Raw genomic sequence first — 19,107 nt, 5'->3', positions numbered from 1 at the left:
CATATTCTTTGCCACGACTGCATGTTGGGGCGCGCTATTGTGAACGCCATTCTTATTTTCGCGTAATCAGATTACGTTTAGCGCAATCTGCGGTAGCCATGCTCGACTGTCAAGCCTTTATCGGTGTGGCACCACAGCGCCGACGATCACGCCACTCATCCACTGCTGAGAACGAGTTGTCGCACGACGATGCCAAACCTTATGACAACGACAAGCCACATAAGGAACCATCATGAATCGACTTTTCGACAAGGCCACTCCCCAGAATGTGCATGGCTGGGAACGCAGCGCGTCAGTCGCTGGCGGGCTAGTGCTGTTGGGCAAAGGCCTGCGCCGCGGAGGCATAAGCGGCCTGCTGCAGCTGGCAATGGGCGGCATGGCATTGGCGCGCGGGATCAGCGGACGCTGCGAGGCCAAGCGCATCCTGACCGAGGTCGAGCAACGGACACGGCATCAGAACGTGACGGATAAGCAGCGGTACAGCCACATGCCCCTCGATTCGGAAGTGCACAGCCCCGACTTCGCAGAGCCTGAAGTGACGCTGCCCAACACCACGCCGATGGGGCATGAAACGCATCCAGGGGAGCCGCGCAGAAGTACTTGATACGGCACTGGGGCGCCACGGGATTCGCTCATTTCGATGAGGCGCCAGTCAGGGTCGGCACAGGCAGCTTGTCGGCTTATTTGCATTTCTGAGCGCTAAAGCCGACCTCCTTTAGCCCTGCCGCCGAACGGCAATTGTCGATCTTTTGACGGCATGCTATCTATGCGCCGTGATTCCGTCACACCTCGTAACATTTCTAAGGAAGACATCATGGACATGACGAAAATGGACACAGAAGACGCTGGCCAGTGGGGAGTCGTTTACTCCTACGGCAGCGTGCTGGCAGTGTTTCAAAACGAGCAGGATGCCCAGTACGAAGCCGCTAGCTTTGGCGGTGCGGTCGTTCGCATAGCGCGAAACCTTTTCACTGCGGTCAGCGAAATGGGTGCAACCGCTACATTTGGCAATCAGTCCCGACCGGCATGATTCAATCGGTTAACGTGAACCGCCTCCCCATTCACGCAAGAAGGACCCAGGGCGTCCAACCACGCCCCGACTTGGCCTCTGGCAAAGGCATCGGCACCGAGACTGGCGGCGTCGAAGATAAGGGACGGGACTCATGGTGATACGGGACCAGACCGGTCCCGGTTCGCTGGAACTCGACGAAGCTGTAGCCGTCTGCCCAAATTTCCGCCTCGTCTTGAAGCTTGTTCATTGTTCCTGAACCTGCTGAACGATCCCATCCGGCTGGCTGCGCAACTGGCCCCGCTCCATCACTTTCTGACGCTGTTGGAAAACGAGGTCCAGGGCGCGGCTGGGCTGTATCTCGATATCGTCGAAGGTGATCAATTGCCCTTGCTCGACGGCCCGTTTGAGCACGGTGTTGCGCAGCAGACCGATGGGCACATGGTCGAGTTCATCGGCGAGCCGCACCGCTTCGCCGCGCACATCGAAGCCGCCAATACCCCGGCTGATCATGTCGCCCGCCCGCATATCGCGCTTAGCGATGGCCGCAACACCTAGGGTGGGCTCAGTGGAGTTGTTCAGTAGCACGCCGCCGCCGGCCAGAACACGGCGCACTGTCTTTCCGACCTCGAGTGAGCACAGATGAAACGGGCGTGTCAGCACGTAATACGGGCCGGGACCCAGTTTGAAGTACTCGATCGCCGGGGCTTGCTCCTGGTCGTGACGGCAGACCAGAAAGACCCCGCCAGCCGGGTAGCCGCTTGGCAGAACGTAATCGACGATGGGTTGGCCGATGCCATCAGCGATCAGCCCAAGGATATTGCCGCTGCGGTTCAGATCGGTAGAAGCCAGGCCTTCCAGGCCACGTCGAGTAATGGTCGCGCCGAAACCATTGCCGACCACCACCTGCTCGATCTGCACTTTGGTGCCATCGGTGAAGGAGGTGGTCTGCTCGATGCTGATGCCCTGCCGCTTGGACCAGTAGGCCATTTCTTCGCGGCTCGGGTCGTGGTTCAGGTAGCCCTTCATGTTGCCGTATACGAGCGGCTGAAAGCCCATCTGCAGGGCCTCCTCGCGTAACGCGGCCAATGACCCGGGCTGGTCGCCTTCGGCTTCGGTCAACAAACCCTTGCCGGCCAGATAGGACCCAGTGGTGACCTGGAGTTCAGCATTGACGGTAACGACCGGCAATCCGGCTTCGAATGCCCGCTCGATCACTTCCGTCCCGAAGAATACGTCCCCAGTGCACTCGACGATGATGTCCGAGTGAGCAATGAGTTCGTCAATGGAATTCGTCAATGTTTCCGGCAAGGGGAAATCGCCTAACGTGCCGATACTTCTGCGGGTCAGGACCCGGCTGACGTGCAGGTCCTTATAGTGCTGCATGATCAGCCGAACGAAACAGTGCGAGATCATCCCTGTACCTGAAACACCTACGCGTCGAACAGCTGAATCGGTCATCACGGAATTCCATTCGCTAAACGTGCAGCTCAGACCGTTACATTCGGAAAAAGTTTTCACCCTGAACGGTTCAGCGTTGGCCTGCTCCTTGCGCAATCGCAAATCGGGCCAGGCTAGGCCCTTCACCGCCAATCTGTGGATAGGCTCTGAACGGTACACGGCTGGGTGCCGGCCCGAAGGGCACGGACGGAACATCGTTCATCTGCCTGATCACATGGCGCAGCTCGTCGCGCCACGGCTTGGGCTTGATGCCAAAGGTACTTTCGATCCGACTGCAATCGAGCACCGACCAGGCCGGTCTGGCCGCAGCGCGCGGCAGGCTCCCGCTGGTCACCGGCAACACCTTGGGCGCCTTGTCGATCAAGCCGACCCGCTCGGCTTCCCGGAAAATCTCGACAGCGAACTCAGCCCACGAACAGGGCGACGTGCCGCTGTAATGATAAAGCCCCCATTCGAGATCGCCGTCGCGGCAGTAGCGCAGCGCCAACTCGATCAGCACCCGCGCAACACTGCGTGAGCGGGTCGGGCAGCCGATCTGGTCACTGACGACTGAAATTTCGTCGGTCTTGCGGCCCAAACTCAGCATGGTCTTGACGAAGTTGTTGCCGTGCTCGCCGTAGATCCAGCTGGTGCGCAAGATCAGGTATCGGTCCAGTGTCTCGCTGATGGCGATCTCCCCTGCCCTACGCGTTTCGCCATAGACGCAGATCGGCACTGCCGGGTCGGATTCCCGATAAGGCACCGAGGCTTCGCCCGAGAAAACGTACTCGCTGGAGAGGTGGAACAATGGAATCCCGAAGTGCTTGGCGGCCTGAGCCAGATTGGCTGCACCTTCGCTGTTCACCGCTTCGGCATGAGCGACCTCGGCTTCGGCATGATCGAGGTTGGTATAGGCCGCCGCGTTGATGATGAGCGCCGGCTGGTACTGTTCGATCGCCCGATTGATCTGCGCAGGAAGGGTTATATCGAGATCCTGATGCGTCAGCCCGATGGCCTCCAGCCCAAAGCTGGCAGCTTGATTGACCAGACAGCTGCCCACCTGGCCTCCGGCGCCACACACCAGGACACGCATGTTCGACTTTGGTTGAGGTGCAAGCGCCGAGTCCATGGTTTCCTGCGTCACTGTAAGCTCACTTGCTACAGCGGTTGGCGCATCGACCGGAGCCTGTGAAGGGTCAGCTGCCTTCAGAACAGCACTCGACAACTTTGGGATCAGTTCGCGCACGCTTACACCCAGCGCCTCCACCGGTGCGTCGGCCGCTTCTGGCTCTGGCGAAAAGCGCACGCTTTCAAGCAGGCCATTCACAACAATCCTGGCCTTGGTAAATTGACGGCGCCGCAGCATCTGCAGGACTTGCCCCATGCGTGAGAACAGCAAGCCCAGGATACGGCGCTTGCGAAAGTATTTACGCGCCACGAAGAGTTCGTTGCGCACCAGATGTCGATGCAACGCAACCCGCTTCGGATCCGTTTCCCGGAGGATATCGATGGCACCGCTGACCCGCCGCACATGCAGCACCCTGCTCGCCGCCACCAGATAACCCGGTACCTCCTGGCTGATGCGCAAGGTGAATTCGGTATCGTCGCCCCACATGAACATGGGTGCGATAGGCAGGCCATGCTGTTGCAACGACGCCCGAGGCACGAGGATCGAAACGAAAGTAGCCGGACGTACGGGGATCACCCCGATGTCGAGCAGTGCCGGCCAATTTTCATAATCAATCGCATTGGTACGTTCATCGATGCGGGGAACATTAGTCAGCAGCCCCTCGTCGGTATGAGCCGTCGAAATGAGGAATGAGCATGGCTTTTCACGCTCCCGGAGCCGCTCATTAGCCTCTACCAGCTTTTCCAGAGCATCCGGTTCGGGGATGACGTCATCATCCATCATCCAGACAAAATCGGCTCCTTGCTGATAGGCGATGCGAAACCCGGCACTGAACCCCCCCGAGGCACCGGTATTGCGCGACAGCACGTATACCTTGAGATTTGCAATTCCTGAGTCGAGCAGCATCTCCTCAGTTCCGTCATGGCTGGCGTTGTCGACGACGATGATGGCGTCGCATGGCCGGGTCTGAGCACTGATGCCATCCAGGCAACGCTTAAGCAAGCCTTTACGCTTGTACGACAATACGACGGCGTATATCTGATCCATAAGTCGCTTGATCCATGATCGAGAGGCAGGTGTCATTCCGGTCTGGCGTTTGAGCACAGCGCTCAGCTCGGACCGAGGAACGCGAATGAGGTTCAGTGCCCCGCAACGAAATGAAGCAAAAATCGAACGTGACCTATTGACACGCGCAAAGAGCGACCGTTTCAGCCGTTTCGAAAGGGGCTCAAACGCCGCACTTGCCTGGCTAAGCCGCACCGGTAGCGGCAATGCGCGCCCGTCGCCAAAGCTTCTCGAACTCGGCTGGCCCGCCCTGTTCAGATGCTGGGCAGCCTGGCGACGGCAAACGATCCAAGCGTCCCTGGTGAACACAGCGTTAGATACACCCGCCCGCTGAACATCGGCACAGGCTGCTCCCTCCATCAACTTCATTTCGGCTATACGTTGCCCAGACGTTGGAGACACCTCGATGACCCAGAATCCGCAACATAACCGTCGCGTTCACCTCGCCTCCCGTCCCAACGGCGCACCGACGCCCGATAACTTCCGCCTGGAAACCGCTCCAGCCCCTAAACCCGAGGACGGCCAGTTGCTGCTGCGCACTGTTTACCTGTCCCTGGACCCTTACATGCGCGGACGCATGAGCGCCGGGCCGTCCTACGCCGCGCCCGTGGAAGTAGGTGATGTCATGGTCGGCGGCACGGTCAGTCGGGTCGTCGAATCCCGCCATGCGGATTATCGCGAAGGTGACTGGGTGCTTAGCGGCAACGGCTGGCAGGACTACGCCGTGTCCAGCGGTGAAGGCCTGCTCAAGCTCGACCGGGAAATGCAACATCCCTCCCATGCCTTGGGTGTGCTGGGCATGCCGGGCTTCACCGCGTACATGGGCCTGCTCGATATCGGCCAACCGAAGGCCGGGGAGACGCTGGTGGTTGCCGCAGCCACAGGCCCCGTTGGCGCTACTGTCGGCCAGATCGGCAAATTGAAGGGCTGCAGGGTTGTCGGCATCGCGGGCGGGCCCGAGAAGTGCCGGCATGCGGTCGAGACGCTTGGCTTCGACGCTTGTATCGACCACCGCGCGGACGATTTCCCGCAGCAGTTGGCCGAACGCTGCCCGAACGGTATCGACGTGTATTTCGAGAATGTCGGTGGCAAAGTCTTCGATGCGGTGTTGCCGCTGCTCAATACCAGCGCACGGGTACCGGTCTGCGGGGTGGTCTCGCAATACAACAGCACCCAGCTGCCAGATGGACCGGATCGCCTGCCGCTGCTGCTCGAAACCATCCTGAAGAAACGCATGCGCATGCAGGGCTTCATCATCTTCAACGACTACGGCCATCGCTACAGCGAATTTGCCCGGGACATGAGCGCCTGGTATGCCGAAGGCAAGATCAAGTATCGCGAGCAGATTGTGCAGGGATTGGAAAACGCACCCGAGGCATTTATCGGCCTGCTCGAAGGCAAGAACTTCGGAAAGTTGGTGGTGCAGGTGGGCGAGGCCTGATAGGCCTGTCGTTGTGCTTTATTGTGGCAGGCTAAAACCACCCTATGCCGGACAGGCTGGCGTGGAGCGTCGCTTGTTTTCAGCAAAGCGCTCATCTGCACCCCAAGCGGATCAGCCCGTGCTCAGGCCTGTCGACGCATCGCAGCGGCGTGCATCTCTGGCCTGCCCCGTGGGCGGCGGACGCACGCCGGGAATCGGATTAGCCAGGCGGATTTTCAGGAACTCGGTTACGTCCGCATTCAAGGCCCGCCCTCCTCCGTAAGGAAAATTGTTGTCGTTGACGACCAACAAGGTGCGCGAATCGAGTGGTAACAAGCTCTCGATGGTCGCGTAGGGGAACGTGAAGGTGCGTTTGCCGTCGCCGTTCAGGTCATCGGGGTCGGCCAGCCGCATGAGGTCGACCACCTCTGTCTTGGGCACTTCCGCGCCACTGGCGACACCGCGGATGTCGATCAGGTAGATCTTCTTGAATGGAGTGCCGTTAGTGGCCGTCGCGCCATTGCGCTCGATAACCAAAAAGCGTGTCTCGTCGATCGCAGTCATTTCACCGATGGCGAGTCCGGGTTCTTGCAGGCGGTAGAGGAACACCTTACCGGTGTAACGCTCCTGATTGATGTCGAACTCGTTGATGCGCAAGGTACCGGTTGCATCACCGCTGACGGTCTTCTCCAGCAGTGCGTACAGTCGCTCCCCGCTCGGATTGATCGCCATGCCTTCGAAACCGCCTGAGCCTTCCAGGTTCGCGGTTGCGCTTCCAGCCACCACATCGACATGCTGCGGCGCGTAGACGCCTGGCAGTGAGATGGCGCTGCGAGTGACGGTGCCCGACGCATCGGTCTTGATCAGGTAGGGTCCGAACTCGTCGCCAAACCACATCGCGCAATTCTTGTCACGGCGCACCGATTCGATGTCCAGGTCAGCGCCTGTCAGCAAGCGGCCGAACTCGATTGCACTGTCAACGCGTGGCCTGGAGTCGTCGTTGTAATAAAAGCGGTAATCGGCCTGAATCGGCAGTTCGAGCTTCTGGTTGATGTCGTTCAGAGTGAGGCGCGACGCGTGAGTGAAGCGAGCCAGTGGCGCACCGCTGAGATAATCGCTCGCACTGACACTCCCGCTCCCGCCCTTGGCCGAGCGGAAATCAGGCCGCACGCTATAAAGCCGCAACAGCGTATCTGCAGAGTTTGTCTGACCACCGAAGCCGTTGTCAGTCATGAATATGAAGCTGTTTTCATCCGCACCCGGCAGCACGGCGGAAAAACCCTGCACAGGCTGACGATTCTCATACGGGGGCACGAAGGTGCCGTAGGGGTTGGCGTTGGCCATCTGAGCCGATGTCGGACCGTCAGAGAAGGTGTCGGCAGGCATCATCGCCCAACCCACCAGGGTATTGCTGCCGGCCATCGCAGCGGTGGAGATCGCAGCGGCCAGCGCCACGACCAGCGGCTTCGAGATTCCCATGAGCAGTGTCTCCATCCGGCGGAGCCGGCTAGCTGACGCTAGACAACTCAATTACGCGATGCAACTGGCCTCAAGCTCTCGTACTAGGCCACCCCGTGTCCACGTGCCGCCTGGGCGAGATGGAACCATGTAGGCGTATCCAGCTGCAGATCGGCTCCCTGCAAGGCCTCCTCGATGCGCTCCCAGCGCAGGCTACCGAGGATCGGCACTGGCTTGCCTGGCAGTTTACGCAGCCAGGCCAGGGCGACCTGATTGGCTGTGGCGCCCAGCGCCGCGCCAACCTCTTCGAGCGCCTGCTGCAATCGAGGGCCGAAACGTCCACCTCCCATCGGTGACCAGGCCAGCACATGCAACCCTTCGCTTTCCATGGCGTGCAGCCGCCCATCCCACGCCGCCGACTGCGCCTGCAATGACAGCTCGATCTGGTTACAGCGCAGGGGCAGCTCGCGGGCCAGTATCTGGCAGTGCAGGAGTTCGGCGTTGGATACGCCAAGCCAGCCGATCTTGCCGCTGCCGACCAGATCGTCCAGCGCCCGGGCAACCTCGTCGACCCGCAGCAAGGGGTCTGGGCGATGTAGCAGAAAGCCATCCAGGCGTTCCACGCCCAGCCGCTTCAGCGAGCCCTCCACCGCCTGGGTGAGATAGTCCGCCTGGGTGTTGTAATGCTTGACCTGCCAGCGCGACCGGTCCTGCGCAGCCGGCACGATGTCGGCCTTGCCGATCAACTGGATCTGCTCGCGCAAGGCAGGGCGCAATTTCAAAGCGGCACCGAAATGCGCCTCGCATTCTCCCGCACCATAGATGTCGGCATGGTCGAAAGCGGTTACGCCGCGTTCCACGCAGCGTTCCAGGAAGCCGAGCAGCGCCTGAGGCTGCGCCAGTTCGGGGTATTGCATCAGGCGCATCATGCCCAGCAACAAAGGATGTTCGACGACCTTGTTCAAGTGATCTCCGCGATTCATCAGTGATTGAGGCAGGCGGCAAGGTTAACCGTGCCGAGGTTTGGACGTCGTACTGACCGAGCCCGCCACGCAAGGTTCGGCTCCGCTCGGTTGCACCAGTCGTTTTCAGATGGGCGACGGCAGACGAATCGCCCCAAAAAAGGGAGCGGGTTACGAGTACCGCACCCTTGTGGTTCGCGTGGACAAATAAGTCCGGTATGTAGGGTGAGCTCCAGCCCACCAAATACGGCAGTCAGCCCCGGCGCACTACCCGCTACACACCGCTGGCACGCAACCTGCTATGGGACAGGTATCGCCTGCCGAACGATTCGGCAGCGCATCCCGCCGGTCAACGAAGACCATCAGCCGCGAACGGCACGGGACGGGTGCTACGAGCAACGCCGCTCGAACCATCACCTCACAATTCTTGAATACCAGGCAAAGGCGCCTGGAGCTGCCCGACAGCTCCAGGCGCCTTTTTGTTTTTGTACGACGACGCCGAACAGGGCTTCGACGGAGGAACCGGTCATGAACGCAATCGTCACCCCGATCAAGAGTGAAACGCTGGTGGTCATCGGCAATGGCATGGTGGGGCATCACTGCGTCGAGCAGCTGGTCGAGCGCGGCGCCCTTGGCCAGTACCACATCCATGTCTACGGCGAAGAACGCCAACGGGCGTACGACCGAGTTCATCTCTCCGAGTATTTCGGTGGCCGCGACGCCGAATCGCTGGCCATGTGCGAAGCCGACTACTACGCGGCCCACGGCGTACACATGCACCTCGGCGTGCAGGTGTTGGAGATCGACCGCGAGCGCAAGGAAGTGGTCACCCGCGAAGGCCGCCAGCCCTACGACAAACTGATCCTGGCCACCGGCTCCTACCCGTTCGTGCCGCCGATTCCAGGCGCCGAAGGCAGTTCGCGCCTGGTCTACCGCACCCTGGACGATCTGGATTCGATTCGCGCCGCTGCCAACAACGCCAAGCGCGGCGTGGTCGTCGGTGGCGGCCTGCTCGGACTGGAAGCGGCCAACGCACTCAAGTCGCTCGGCCTCGAAGCCCATGTCGTCGAGTTCGCCCCGCGGCTGATGCCGGTACAGCTCGATGACGACGGCGGCAAGGCGCTCAAGGCCCGTATCGAGGCGCTGGGCGTCGGCGTGCACCTGTCCCGCGCCACGCAGGAAATCGTCATCGGTGAGGAATACGCCTACCGCATGAACTTCCAGGACGGCGAATACCTGGAAACCGACTTGATCGTGTTCTCCGCCGGCATCCGCCCGCAGGACGCGCTCGGCCGCAGTGCCGAACTGGAGATCGCGCCGCGCGGCGGTGTGGTGATCGATGCTGACTACCGCACCAGCGACCCCTCTATCTATGCCATCGGTGAGTGTGCCTCCTGGAACGGCATGGTCTTCGGCCTGGTCGCACCCGGCTACACCATGGCACGCAACCTGGCCGCCCTGCTCTGCGGCGAGCCGCACCAGCCCTTCAGCGGTGCGGACATGTCGACCAAGCTCAAGCTGCTCGGTGTCGATGTCGGCTCCATCGGCGATGCCCACGCTGCCACGCCAGGCGCCAAGAGCTATCGCTTCATCGACGAAGCCAACGCCAGTTACCGCCGCCTGGTGCTGTCTGAAGATGGCAAGCGCGTCATCGGCGCCGTGCTGATCGGCGACAACAGTTATTACGACACCTTGCTGCAGTACGCACAGAACGGCATCAAGCTGCCGGCCGATCCGTCCAGCCTGATCCTACCCCTGTCCGATGGCGCACCGACGCTGGGCGCCGATGCCCTGCCGGACACCGCGACCATCTGCTCTTGCCACAACGTCACCAAGGGCGCAGTGTGCTGCCAGGTGGACGCCGGGATCACCGATCTTGGCGAGCTGAAAGCCGCGACCAAGGCCGGCACCGGCTGCGGTGGGTGCTCGGCCCTGCTCAAGCAAGTGTTTGAGCACGAGCTGACCGCCCGTGGCATGGAAGTCGACAAAAGCTTGTGCGAACACTTCGCCCACACCCGTCAGGAGCTGTACGGCATCGTCCGGGTCGAGGGCATCATCAGTTTCGAGGAGCTGCTGGCCAAGCACGGCCGCGGTCACACCGGCTGCGATATCTGCAAGCCGGCGGTGGGCTCGATCCTCGCCTCCTGCTGGAACCAGCCGATCACCGACCCCGGGCTGATTCCGCTGCAGGACACCAACGACACCTTCATGGCGAACATGCAGAAGAACGGCACCTACTCCGTGGTACCGCGCATCGCCGGTGGTGAAATCACCCCAGACAAGCTGATCGCCCTCGGTGCGGTGGCCAAGAAATACGACCTCTACACCAAAATCACCGGCGGCCAACGCATCGACCTGTTCGGCGCTCAGCTGCATGAGCTGCCAGACATTTGGGGCGAGCTGATCGAGGCCGGTTTCGAGACCGGGCACGCCTACGGCAAGTCGCTGCGCACGGTGAAATCCTGCGTCGGCAGCACCTGGTGCCGCTACGGCGTACAGGACAGCGTCGGCATGGCGCTGCGCCTGGAGGATCGCTACAAGGGTTTGCGTTCGCCACACAAGATTAAATTTGGCGTTTCTGGCTGTACCCGCGAATGCGCCGAGGCGCAGAGCAAGGACATCGGCGTGATCGCCACCGAGAACGGCTGGAACCTCTACGTCGCTGGCAACGGCGGCATGCGTCCGCGCCACGCTGAGCTGTTCGCAACAGACCTCGATGACGAGACCCTGGTGCGCTACATCGACCGCTTCCTGATGTTCTATATCCGCACCGCGGACAAGCTACAACGCACCTCGGTGTGGCGCGAATCCCTCGAAGGCGGTCTCGACTACCTCAAGGAAGTCATCATCAACGACAGCCTGAGTCTCGCTACCGAGCTCGAAGCGCAAATGCAGCTGGTGGTCGATCGCTACGAATGCGAGTGGGCCAACGCCATCAAGGACCCGGAAAAGCTCAAGCGCTTCCGCACCTTCGTCAACGACCAGCGCGGTGACCCGGACATCCACTTCGTCAAGGAACGCGGCCAGCGCCGACCGGTACACGCACACGAACTTCACCTGATTCCCGTAACCGAGGAGGTGCTCTGATGAGCCAGTCCAACGCCGTACGTGTCGATTCCGTTCAACCCGCCGGTTGGCGCGCCCTGTGTAGCCGCCGCGATCTGGTGGCCAATTCCGGTGTGGTTGCCTGGCTCGACGGCGAGCAGGTCGCCCTCTTCCACCTTCTCGAGACCGAGGCCGGCGAGCAGGTGTTCGCCATCGCCAACAAGGACCCAAAGTCCGGCGCCAATGTCATCGGCCGCGGCATCGTCGGGCAGCTCAAGGGCGATCTGGTTATCGCCTCGCCGCTGTACAAGCAGCACTTCCGGCTGCAGGACGGCACCTGCCTGGAATATCCCGAGCAGCGCCTGCAGGTTTGGCCGGTGCGCCTGAACGGTGACGCGGTGGAAATCGCCGCAGCCTGAGCCTTACCGCAGCGGGCCTTCTGTGCGGTACGCCAGCACCGCCCAGGCCCACGAAAAGAGAAACCCGACCTCAGTCGGGACCGGATCGCCAATACAGAGAATCGAATATGTCCTACATCATCCCTTCGGAATTCGTCACCAAAATGGTCGACGCCGGTGAGTCCAAGATTTACATGTCTACCCGGGACACCTTGATTCGGGCCTTCATGGCCGGCGCGATCCTCGCCCTCGCGGCGGTCTTCGCCATCACCATCACGGTGCAGACGGGCTCGCCGCTGGTAGGCGCCATGCTCTTCCCGGTCGGTTTCGTCATGCTGTATCTGATGGGCTTCGACCTGCTGACCGGCGTGTTCGTGTTGACGCCCCTGGCGCTGCTCGACAAACGCCCGGGCGTGACGGTCAATGGTGTGCTGCGCAACTGGGGGCTGGTATTCCTCGGCAACTTCGCCGGCGCGCTGACGGTGGCCGTGATGATGGCCTTCGTCTTCACCATGGGTTTCTCAACCGACCCCGGCGCAGTGGGCGAGAAAATCTCCCATATCGGCGAAGCACGCACCTTGGGCTATGCCGAATTCGGCGCAGCGGGCTGGACGACCATCTTTCTGCGCGGCATGTTGTGCAACTGGATGGTGTCGATGGGTGTGGTCGGCGCAATGATCTCCACGACGGTCAGCGGCAAGGCCATCGCCATGTGGATGCCGATCATGCTGTTCTTCTATATGGGCTTCGAGCATTCGGTGGTGAACATGTTCCTGTTCCCTTCGGCCATGATCCTGGGCGGCGACTTTTCGGTGATGGATTACATGATCTGGAACGAAATCCCCACCGCGTTGGGTAACCTTGTCGGCGGCCTGGCATTCACGGGTCTGACGCTCTACACCACTCACATCAAAACCGCACCCAAGCGCGCCCTGCGTTGAGTAGCCCAGCGAACCCCGGCCCTCCCTGGGTTCGCTGCATTTCATGACCGCACAACTCACGGTTTCGGTGGGCCAACACACCGACAAGGGTCCCAAGGAAAGTAATCAGGATTTCCACGGTGCCTATATTCCCAAAGAACCGCAGCTGAGCGCCAAGGGCATCGCCCTCGCCATCGCCGATGGCATCAGCAGCAGCACCGTCAGCCATATCGCCAGCGAATCGGCCGTTACCGGATTCTTCGCCGACTACTACTGCACCTCCGACGCCTGGTCAGTCAAAACCTCTGCGCAGCGGGTGTTGATGGCGACCAACTCCTGGCTGCATGCGCAAAGTCAGCAGAGCCAGTATCGCTACGATAAGGACCGCGGCTACGTCTGCACCTTCAGCGCACTGGTAATCAAATCGACCACCGCGCACATCTTCCACGCCGGCGACTCGCGCATCTATCGCGTTCAGGGCAAGACGCTAGAACAGCTCACCAACGACCATCGTCTCTGGCTATCCGAAGAAAAAAGCTACCTGAGTCGGGCCCTGGGTATTCATCCGCAGCTGGAAATCGACTACCGCGCCGAACGGGTGGAACTCGGCGATACCTTCATCCTGGCCACTGATGGGGTATACGAGTTTGCCAGCGCGCAGTTCATGAGCGAGACCATCGCACGACATGCAGCCGATCTGGACGCCGCCGCGAGGGAGATCGTCAACGAAGCGCTGCAACGCGGCAGCGACGACAACCTCACGGTGCAGATTTTGCGCATCGAGCAGCTTCCGATTCAGGCCCCGGACGAGCTCTACCAGCACCTCACCGAACTGCCCTTCCCGCCCATGCTCGAGGCACGGGCGCGGTTCGATGGCTACACCATCGTTCGCGAGGTGCACGCCAGCAGCCGCAGCCACGTCTATCTGGCGACCGACGACGACAACGACACGCCGGTGATCATCAAGACGCCGTCGATGGAGCTTCAACAAGATGCGGCCTATCTCGAACGCTTCCTCACCGAGGAGTGGGTCGCGCGACGAATCAACAGCGCACATGTGGCCCAGCCGTGCCGGCAGACGCGTAAGCGCAACTTTCTCTACAGCGTCAGCGAATTCATCGATGGCCAGACGCTTACGCAGTGGATGATCGACCATCCGCAGCCGGACCTGGAGACGGTGCGCGGCATCATCGAGCAGATCGCCAAGGGCCTGCGCGCCTTTCACCGGCTGGAAATGCTGCATCAGGACCTGCGCCCCGAGAACGTCATGATCGACGCGACCGGCACGGTGAAAATCATCGATTTCGGCTCCACCCGAGTTGCCGGCATCATGGAGATCGCCTCGCCAACCGAACGCAGCGAGTTGCTCGGCACCGCTCAGTACACGGCGCCGGAATATTTCCTTGGCGAGAGCGGCACGCCTCGCTCGGATATGTTCTCGCTGGCCGTCATCACCTATCAGATGCTGACCGGCAAGCTACCGTATGGCGTTCAGGTCGCGCAGTGCCGCACCCGCGCCGCGCAGAACAAGCTCAGCTACAGCTCGATCCGCGAGCACGACCGCGAGGTGCCGGCCTGGATCGACGATGTGCTGCGCAAGGCACTGCATCCTGATCCGTACAAACGCTACGAGGATCTATCGGAATTCGTCTTCGAGTTGCGCCACCCCAACAAGGCCTTTCTCAACAAGGCCCGGCCGCCGCTAATGGAGCGCAACCCGGTACTGTTCTGGAAAGGGGTATCGCTGGCGTTAGCCATTGCCCTGGTCGTACTGCTGGTGCGTTGAAGGCTGCCGCCCCACCGCGGGCGATCTCACTCGGGGCGCTGCGGCGCGTAGACGTTGAGCGCAGGATCGGTGATGCCATCTTTCGAAGGGTCGAGAATCCAGCGCAGCTGGGTGACCAGTTCCTCGCAGTTCTCACCGCGTTGCAGCCAGTCCTGGAAGGCAATTCGCGATGCCGTCAACGCCACTTCGGCTACCTGCTCAGTCTCTGACGCCCGATTGCCAGGCTGCCACTGGTCAAACACAGCCTTGAGTGCCTGCTGCGCTTCCTCGGCGCCCAGCTCCCCATCCGACCAGCGTGAAGTGATGTCCTGAGCCTTCTGCAAGGCCGCTACCGTGGGGTTCGGTGATTCCATCTTGAGCTACCTCCCGCAATTCGTTGTATAGCTTGGAGTCTGCATGCGTCGCTGAATTCGTCTCCGCCCATCAGCGCCGTCTCTGATCGTACCGTTGATCCGTACATGCTCCATGCAATAGTGCCGGCCGCGCCTGCCCGTGGTCGGATCAACAAAGCCCACCGCCCATCGGAGCTGCGACATGTACCTGACCCAGTTGCTGCTTCCCCTTTATGACAATGACGGACAAGCGCTGCCCAAGGCCCTTTTCGCCGAGGTGAGGAACGAGCTGGTGGAGCAGTTCGGCGGGCTCACCGCCTATGCCCGTGCGCCCGCGAACGGCCTGTGGCGCGAAGATGACAGCCGAGCGGTGCGCGACGATCTGGTCATCTACGAAGTCATGATCAGCGAACTCGACCGTATCTGGTGGGCCAACTACCGGACCTCGCTGGAAGCCCGGTTCCGCCAGGAACAGCTTCTGATCCGGGCCCACCCGGTGGAAGTGCTGTAACGTCGCCCCTGAGCACGGCCAGCGTTGGCCGGAACGAGCTCGACCTAGCATGAAATGATGAACATTCAGTGAACCTACAGCGCTCCCTGCTGTCAGTCCTGTCTGCAGGACCATGTGGGGCCTAGGCTCAACCGGAGAGAACGCATCCTCCCGCTCACCCATCAGCACATCCGACCAGCCAGCTGCCGCCCGTAGCGGCAAGCTGACGGCACAGTGCCAGCTCCGGATCCGCTTTTGTTTCGGCCCGTTCATCGGGGCCATCATCCTTTTGTCAACGCGAAGACCACCATGTCCATATCCCGTCATCTTCTCGCCCTTCTCACCCGTGTTTCGGGATCTGCCACGCAGCGCCGCGCGTTGCGTGGCAGCCTGTTCGGTACCCTGCTGGCCGTCATCGTGCCGGCCCATGCGCAGCAAGCGACCAATGAACGCTGGGTCAGCGACAGCCTGACCACTTACGTACGCAGCGGCCCAACCGACGGCTATCGCATCGTTGGCTCGCTCACGTCCGGCGAGAAGGTCGAATTGCTCGATACCCAAGGCGATTACAGTCAGGTTCGTGGCGCAAATGGCGACCGAGTGTGGATCCGCAGCGCCGATCTGCAAGAGATGCCCGGCCAGGCGGAGCGCTTGCCTGAGCTGGAGCAGAAGGTTGCCGAGCTCAGCGAAGAGCTGCGCACCATAGACGACAGCTGGAAGACCCGGGTACAGGGCATGCAGGAGACACTCGACTCCCGCAAGGCGCTGATTGATGAACTAGAAGCGCGCCGCCAGGCGCTGGATACCGCGCTCACCGCAACCGAATCGGATCTGCGCGATGCCCAGGCGCGTCTCGGCGACGAAAACAATCAGGTACTGATGCGTTACATGGTCTATGGCGGCAGCATCGCCGGCGCAGGCTTGCTGGCCGGGCTGATCATTCCGGCGATGACACGCGGCCGCAAGCGCAACGACCGCTGGTTCTGAGCAAGCTGAAGAGTCGCCGGTGCGGTTAACCCCTGCTTACCCGGCGAGAGTGCAGGCCGGCTCGACCCGCGCGCGCTCGGCGCGCTCAAGTACCTGTGCCGCAGTCATCGGTCGATCAAGCAGAAAGCCCTGGAGCGTTTCACAACCGAGATCTGTGAGGAACGCCTGCTGTTCAGGTGTTTCCACACCTTCGGCGACTATCTCGAGACCCAACGCTTTGGCCAGTGCAACGATCGCCGAGACGATGACCGAATCTTCGTTGCCAACGCTCATTTCCTTGACGAATGCGCGGTCGATCTTCAGCTCGCTGGCGGGTAACCGCTTCAGGTAGAGCAGACTCGAATAGCCCGTTCCAAAATCGTCGATGGAGGCCTTGACGCCAAGATTCGTGAGTTTCTCCAACGTCTCGATGGTCACTTCCGGATTACGCATGGCAACGGTTTCGGTGATTTCGAGCGTCAGCTGGACCGCCGGAATGGCATAGCGATCGAGAATCTCGGCCACCATACCCGGCAGATCCGGCTGGTCGAACTGCACCGCTGAAAGGTTGACCGCGATCGTCCACTGGCTGAAGCCTTGTAGATGCCACTCGCGCAACTGTCGGCACGCCTCCTCCAGCACCCATTTTCCCATCGGGATGATCAGACCGGTTTTCTCAGCCAGCGGCAGAAACGCATCAGGGCTGAGCAGGCCACGTTTCGGATGCTGCCACCGCAACAATGCCTCGAAGCCACGTACGGGACCGGCGGGTGCCTCGAACTTCGGCTGATAATGCAGGCGTAACTCACCGCGCGCTTCGGCCAGCCGCAAGTCATGCAATAGCTGCAAATGCTCCGCGGCGTTGGCGTTCATTGAAGGTTCGAAGAAGCTGTAGCCGTTCCGGCCGGCGCTTTTGGTGTGGTACATGGCGGCGTCGGCGTGCAGCAGCAGATCACGCGTGCCCTCGCCATCATTGGGGTATATCGCAATGCCGACGCTGAGCGAGACACGGAGCTCGTAGCGCGACAGCTCAAAAGGTTCGTCGATGCGCTGCACCAGCTTGTCGGCCAGTGTCGCTGCATCATCCGGGCTTGTAACGACCGCCAGCAACACGAACTCATCTCCGCCAAGGCGTGCGAGTGTGTCCTGGGCGCGAATGCACGAACGCAACCGTTCAGTGACGCTAACCAGCAGCTCATCGCCGATATGGTGTCCATAGGCATCGTTTACGGCCTTGAAGCCGTCCAGATCCATGAACATCACGGCAAAGCAGGAGCGCTCGCGCTTGGCGATCTCCAACGCCTGACTCAGGCGATCCTCCAGCAGGAGTCGGTTGGGTAAGCGGGTGAGGTTGTCATGCAATGCCAGCTGGACCAGCTCGCTGTTGGCCTTCTCCAATGAAGTCGCCAGCAACGATGTACGCGATTGCATTCGGCTATCCAGAATCGAGACGATCAGCGTGATGGCCAGCACGGCCAAGGTCAGCACGATCACCAACAGCGCCAGCCAATGGGTTTCCACACCCGTGATGGAAGCCCCGCAAAAGCTACCTTCGGGAAAGCGCGCCGCTGCCATGCCGGTGTAATGCATGCCGGTGATCGCGAGCCCCATCACCAGGGCGGCCAATGTACGCCAGAGTTTCAGGTGGGCCAGATTGCCGCGCAGGCGAAACGCCAGCCACAAAGCGGCTGCCGAGGCGAGCACGGCAATGGCAACCGAGGCAATGAACCAACCCGTGTGATAGTCAATGCCTGGCTGCATGCGCAGCGCCGCCATCCCGCTGTAATGCATTGCGGTAATTCCGGCACCGATCAACAACGCCCCCACCCCGATACGGGACCAGGGCAGCTCACGCTGACATACCAGCCACAGCGCAACGGCAGAGGCAGCAATGGCAATCACGAGCGAGCCGGCAGTGATCAGCGGATCGTAGCCGAGCGGAAGCGGCAGACTGAACGCCAGCATGCCGATGAAGTGCATCGACCAGATTCCCAGGCCCATAGAGAAGGCGCCACCGGCCCACCATAGGCGCGCCGCACGACCTTCGGCAGTCGCGACCCGTCCCGCCATGTCGAGCGCGGTATAGGAGGCAAGCACAGCGACGACGAACGAGAAAAACACCAGGACGTCGTTATAGCTACCAACTAGCATGGTCAGGTTCCTGCGTGGGCTGCGAATGTTCGGTCTGGATCCGAGACGAGCGGCGCTCCGCCCGGACAGCCCCACGAAGAGGCCACGGTGAACCCGCAACGTGGCCGCCGCACCAGTTCATCGTTCGCTTGGAGATTTTCTGAAGTTTGCAATTGAAGCAGGTGCCGAACGGTTGTTCGACCTGCCTTGGCCAAAAGGCGGCGAAGTGTACCTGCGGTTCGGTGGACCCGCTATTTCCTAGGAAAAATATCTAGCTAGAAGTTGCAGGCCGGAGGCTTAAGCTTTTTTCTCGTCCGGCTTGTCGGTGGCAATCAAATCGAACCCCCAATCGCCGTACAGGTACCAGTCGTCACCCATCATCTCCGCAGGATGCTGAGTACGACCTGCGCCGTTGCCGCAGGCAAGCGAATCCGATGGACAATATCGATCGCATCCCCAGCAGATGCGCTCGGGATGCGGAGGATTCATCGGGAATTTCTTGGCCATCTCAGGGGCCTCGTCTTGATCTCAATCGAGCCTTCAGACTAGCCAGGCGT

Annotated in this window: 17 protein-coding genes; 9 read left to right on the top strand and 8 right to left on the bottom strand. The window is 61.0% G+C overall.

The window, feature by feature from the left end:
* Nucleotides 1-229: 229 nt before the first annotated feature.
* Entirely contained in the window at nucleotides 230-604 is a 375-nt protein-coding gene (locus tag UF78_RS09010; RefSeq protein ID WP_045161819.1) for a YgaP-like transmembrane domain, read from the top strand.
* A gap of 210 nt (nucleotides 605-814) precedes the next feature.
* Nucleotides 815-1,030: a hypothetical protein gene (locus tag UF78_RS09005; protein WP_045161818.1), complete on the top strand. Its 216-nt coding sequence runs from the start codon at nucleotides 815-817 to the stop codon at nucleotides 1,028-1,030.
* A 31-nt stretch (nucleotides 1,031-1,061) separates the two neighbouring features.
* On the opposite strand, the gene UF78_RS09000 is transcribed toward UF78_RS09005, so the two are convergent.
* From UF78_RS09000 to rfbD, 3 genes are all read right to left on the bottom strand, one after another.
* Nucleotides 1,062-1,259, bottom strand: a complete 198-nt coding sequence (locus UF78_RS09000) for a hypothetical protein (RefSeq protein WP_045161817.1) — start codon at nucleotides 1,257-1,259, stop codon at nucleotides 1,062-1,064.
* Nucleotides 1,256-2,425: an NAD(P)-dependent oxidoreductase gene (locus UF78_RS08995; RefSeq protein ID WP_045161816.1), complete on the bottom strand. Its 1,170-nt coding sequence runs from the start codon at nucleotides 2,423-2,425 to the stop codon at nucleotides 1,256-1,258. Before UF78_RS08995 ends, UF78_RS09000 begins: the two co-directional genes overlap by 4 nt.
* A gap of 115 nt (nucleotides 2,426-2,540) precedes the next feature.
* Nucleotides 2,541-5,012 (bottom strand): dTDP-4-dehydrorhamnose reductase, encoded by a 2,472-nt coding sequence (gene rfbD, locus UF78_RS22435; RefSeq protein ID WP_230623593.1) that lies wholly within the window; start codon nucleotides 5,010-5,012, stop codon nucleotides 2,541-2,543.
* Between the two features lie 37 nt (nucleotides 5,013-5,049).
* Between rfbD and UF78_RS08980 the strand changes: the two genes are divergently transcribed.
* Nucleotides 5,050-6,084, top strand: coding sequence for an NADP-dependent oxidoreductase (locus UF78_RS08980; RefSeq protein WP_045161815.1), 1,035 nt, complete (start codon nucleotides 5,050-5,052; stop codon nucleotides 6,082-6,084).
* A gap of 111 nt (nucleotides 6,085-6,195) precedes the next feature.
* On the opposite strand, the gene UF78_RS08975 is transcribed toward UF78_RS08980, so the two are convergent.
* Both UF78_RS08975 and UF78_RS08970 read right to left on the bottom strand, forming a co-directional pair.
* Nucleotides 6,196-7,542: an esterase-like activity of phytase family protein gene (locus UF78_RS08975; RefSeq protein WP_045161814.1), complete on the bottom strand. Its 1,347-nt coding sequence runs from the start codon at nucleotides 7,540-7,542 to the stop codon at nucleotides 6,196-6,198.
* Between the two features lie 83 nt (nucleotides 7,543-7,625).
* A complete protein-coding gene (locus UF78_RS08970) occupies nucleotides 7,626-8,450 on the bottom strand; it encodes an aldo/keto reductase (protein WP_336434156.1) in 825 nt (274 codons plus the stop codon).
* 561 nt (nucleotides 8,451-9,011) lie between these two features.
* On the opposite strand from UF78_RS08970, the gene nirB reads away from it, so the two are divergent.
* The 4 genes from nirB (at nucleotide 9,012) to UF78_RS08950 (ending at nucleotide 14,632) form a co-directional block, all read left to right on the top strand.
* On the top strand, nucleotides 9,012-11,570 hold the full coding sequence (nirB, locus tag UF78_RS08965) for a nitrite reductase large subunit NirB (protein ID WP_045161812.1): 2,559 nt from the start codon (nucleotides 9,012-9,014) through the stop codon (nucleotides 11,568-11,570).
* Complete coding sequence (gene nirD / locus UF78_RS08960) at nucleotides 11,570-11,947, top strand: nitrite reductase small subunit NirD (protein ID WP_045161811.1); 378 nt, start codon at nucleotides 11,570-11,572, stop codon at nucleotides 11,945-11,947. The genes nirB and nirD overlap by 1 nt, the downstream gene beginning before the upstream one ends.
* A gap of 107 nt (nucleotides 11,948-12,054) precedes the next feature.
* Complete coding sequence (locus tag UF78_RS08955; protein WP_045161810.1) at nucleotides 12,055-12,867, top strand: formate/nitrite transporter family protein; 813 nt, start codon at nucleotides 12,055-12,057, stop codon at nucleotides 12,865-12,867.
* Between the two features lie 43 nt (nucleotides 12,868-12,910).
* On the top strand, nucleotides 12,911-14,632 hold the full coding sequence (locus tag UF78_RS08950) for a bifunctional protein-serine/threonine kinase/phosphatase (protein ID WP_045161809.1): 1,722 nt from the start codon (nucleotides 12,911-12,913) through the stop codon (nucleotides 14,630-14,632).
* Between the two features lie 26 nt (nucleotides 14,633-14,658).
* On the opposite strand, the gene UF78_RS08945 is transcribed toward UF78_RS08950, so the two are convergent.
* Entirely contained in the window at nucleotides 14,659-14,985 is a 327-nt protein-coding gene (locus UF78_RS08945) for a hypothetical protein (RefSeq protein ID WP_045161807.1), read from the bottom strand.
* Between the two features lie 181 nt (nucleotides 14,986-15,166).
* On the opposite strand from UF78_RS08945, the gene UF78_RS08940 reads away from it, so the two are divergent.
* Nucleotides 15,167-15,475 (top strand): hypothetical protein, encoded by a 309-nt coding sequence (locus UF78_RS08940; protein ID WP_045161806.1) that lies wholly within the window; start codon nucleotides 15,167-15,169, stop codon nucleotides 15,473-15,475.
* Nucleotides 15,476-15,763: 288 nt separating this feature from the next.
* A complete protein-coding gene (locus tag UF78_RS08935) occupies nucleotides 15,764-16,441 on the top strand; it encodes a TIGR04211 family SH3 domain-containing protein (protein WP_045161805.1) in 678 nt (225 codons plus the stop codon).
* Between the two features lie 36 nt (nucleotides 16,442-16,477).
* Here the strand turns inward: UF78_RS08935 and UF78_RS08930 are convergent, their stop codons facing one another.
* Together UF78_RS08930 and UF78_RS08925 are read right to left on the bottom strand one after the other, a co-directional pair.
* Entirely contained in the window at nucleotides 16,478-18,571 is a 2,094-nt protein-coding gene (locus UF78_RS08930) for a putative bifunctional diguanylate cyclase/phosphodiesterase (RefSeq protein WP_045161804.1), read from the bottom strand.
* Nucleotides 18,572-18,847: 276 nt separating this feature from the next.
* Nucleotides 18,848-19,057 carry a DUF3079 domain-containing protein gene (locus UF78_RS08925; protein WP_045161803.1) on the bottom strand — a complete coding sequence of 70 codons (210 nt, stop codon included), beginning with the start codon at nucleotides 19,055-19,057 and terminating at the stop codon, nucleotides 18,848-18,850.
* Nucleotides 19,058-19,107: the final 50 nt, after the last annotated feature.

Origin of the sequence: Stutzerimonas stutzeri (assembly GCF_000952685.1) — a bacterium.
In the GTDB taxonomy this organism is placed as follows: Bacteria; Pseudomonadota; Gammaproteobacteria; order Pseudomonadales; family Pseudomonadaceae; genus Stutzerimonas; species Stutzerimonas stutzeri_E.
This window is presented reverse-complemented; position numbering and strand designations above follow the sequence as displayed.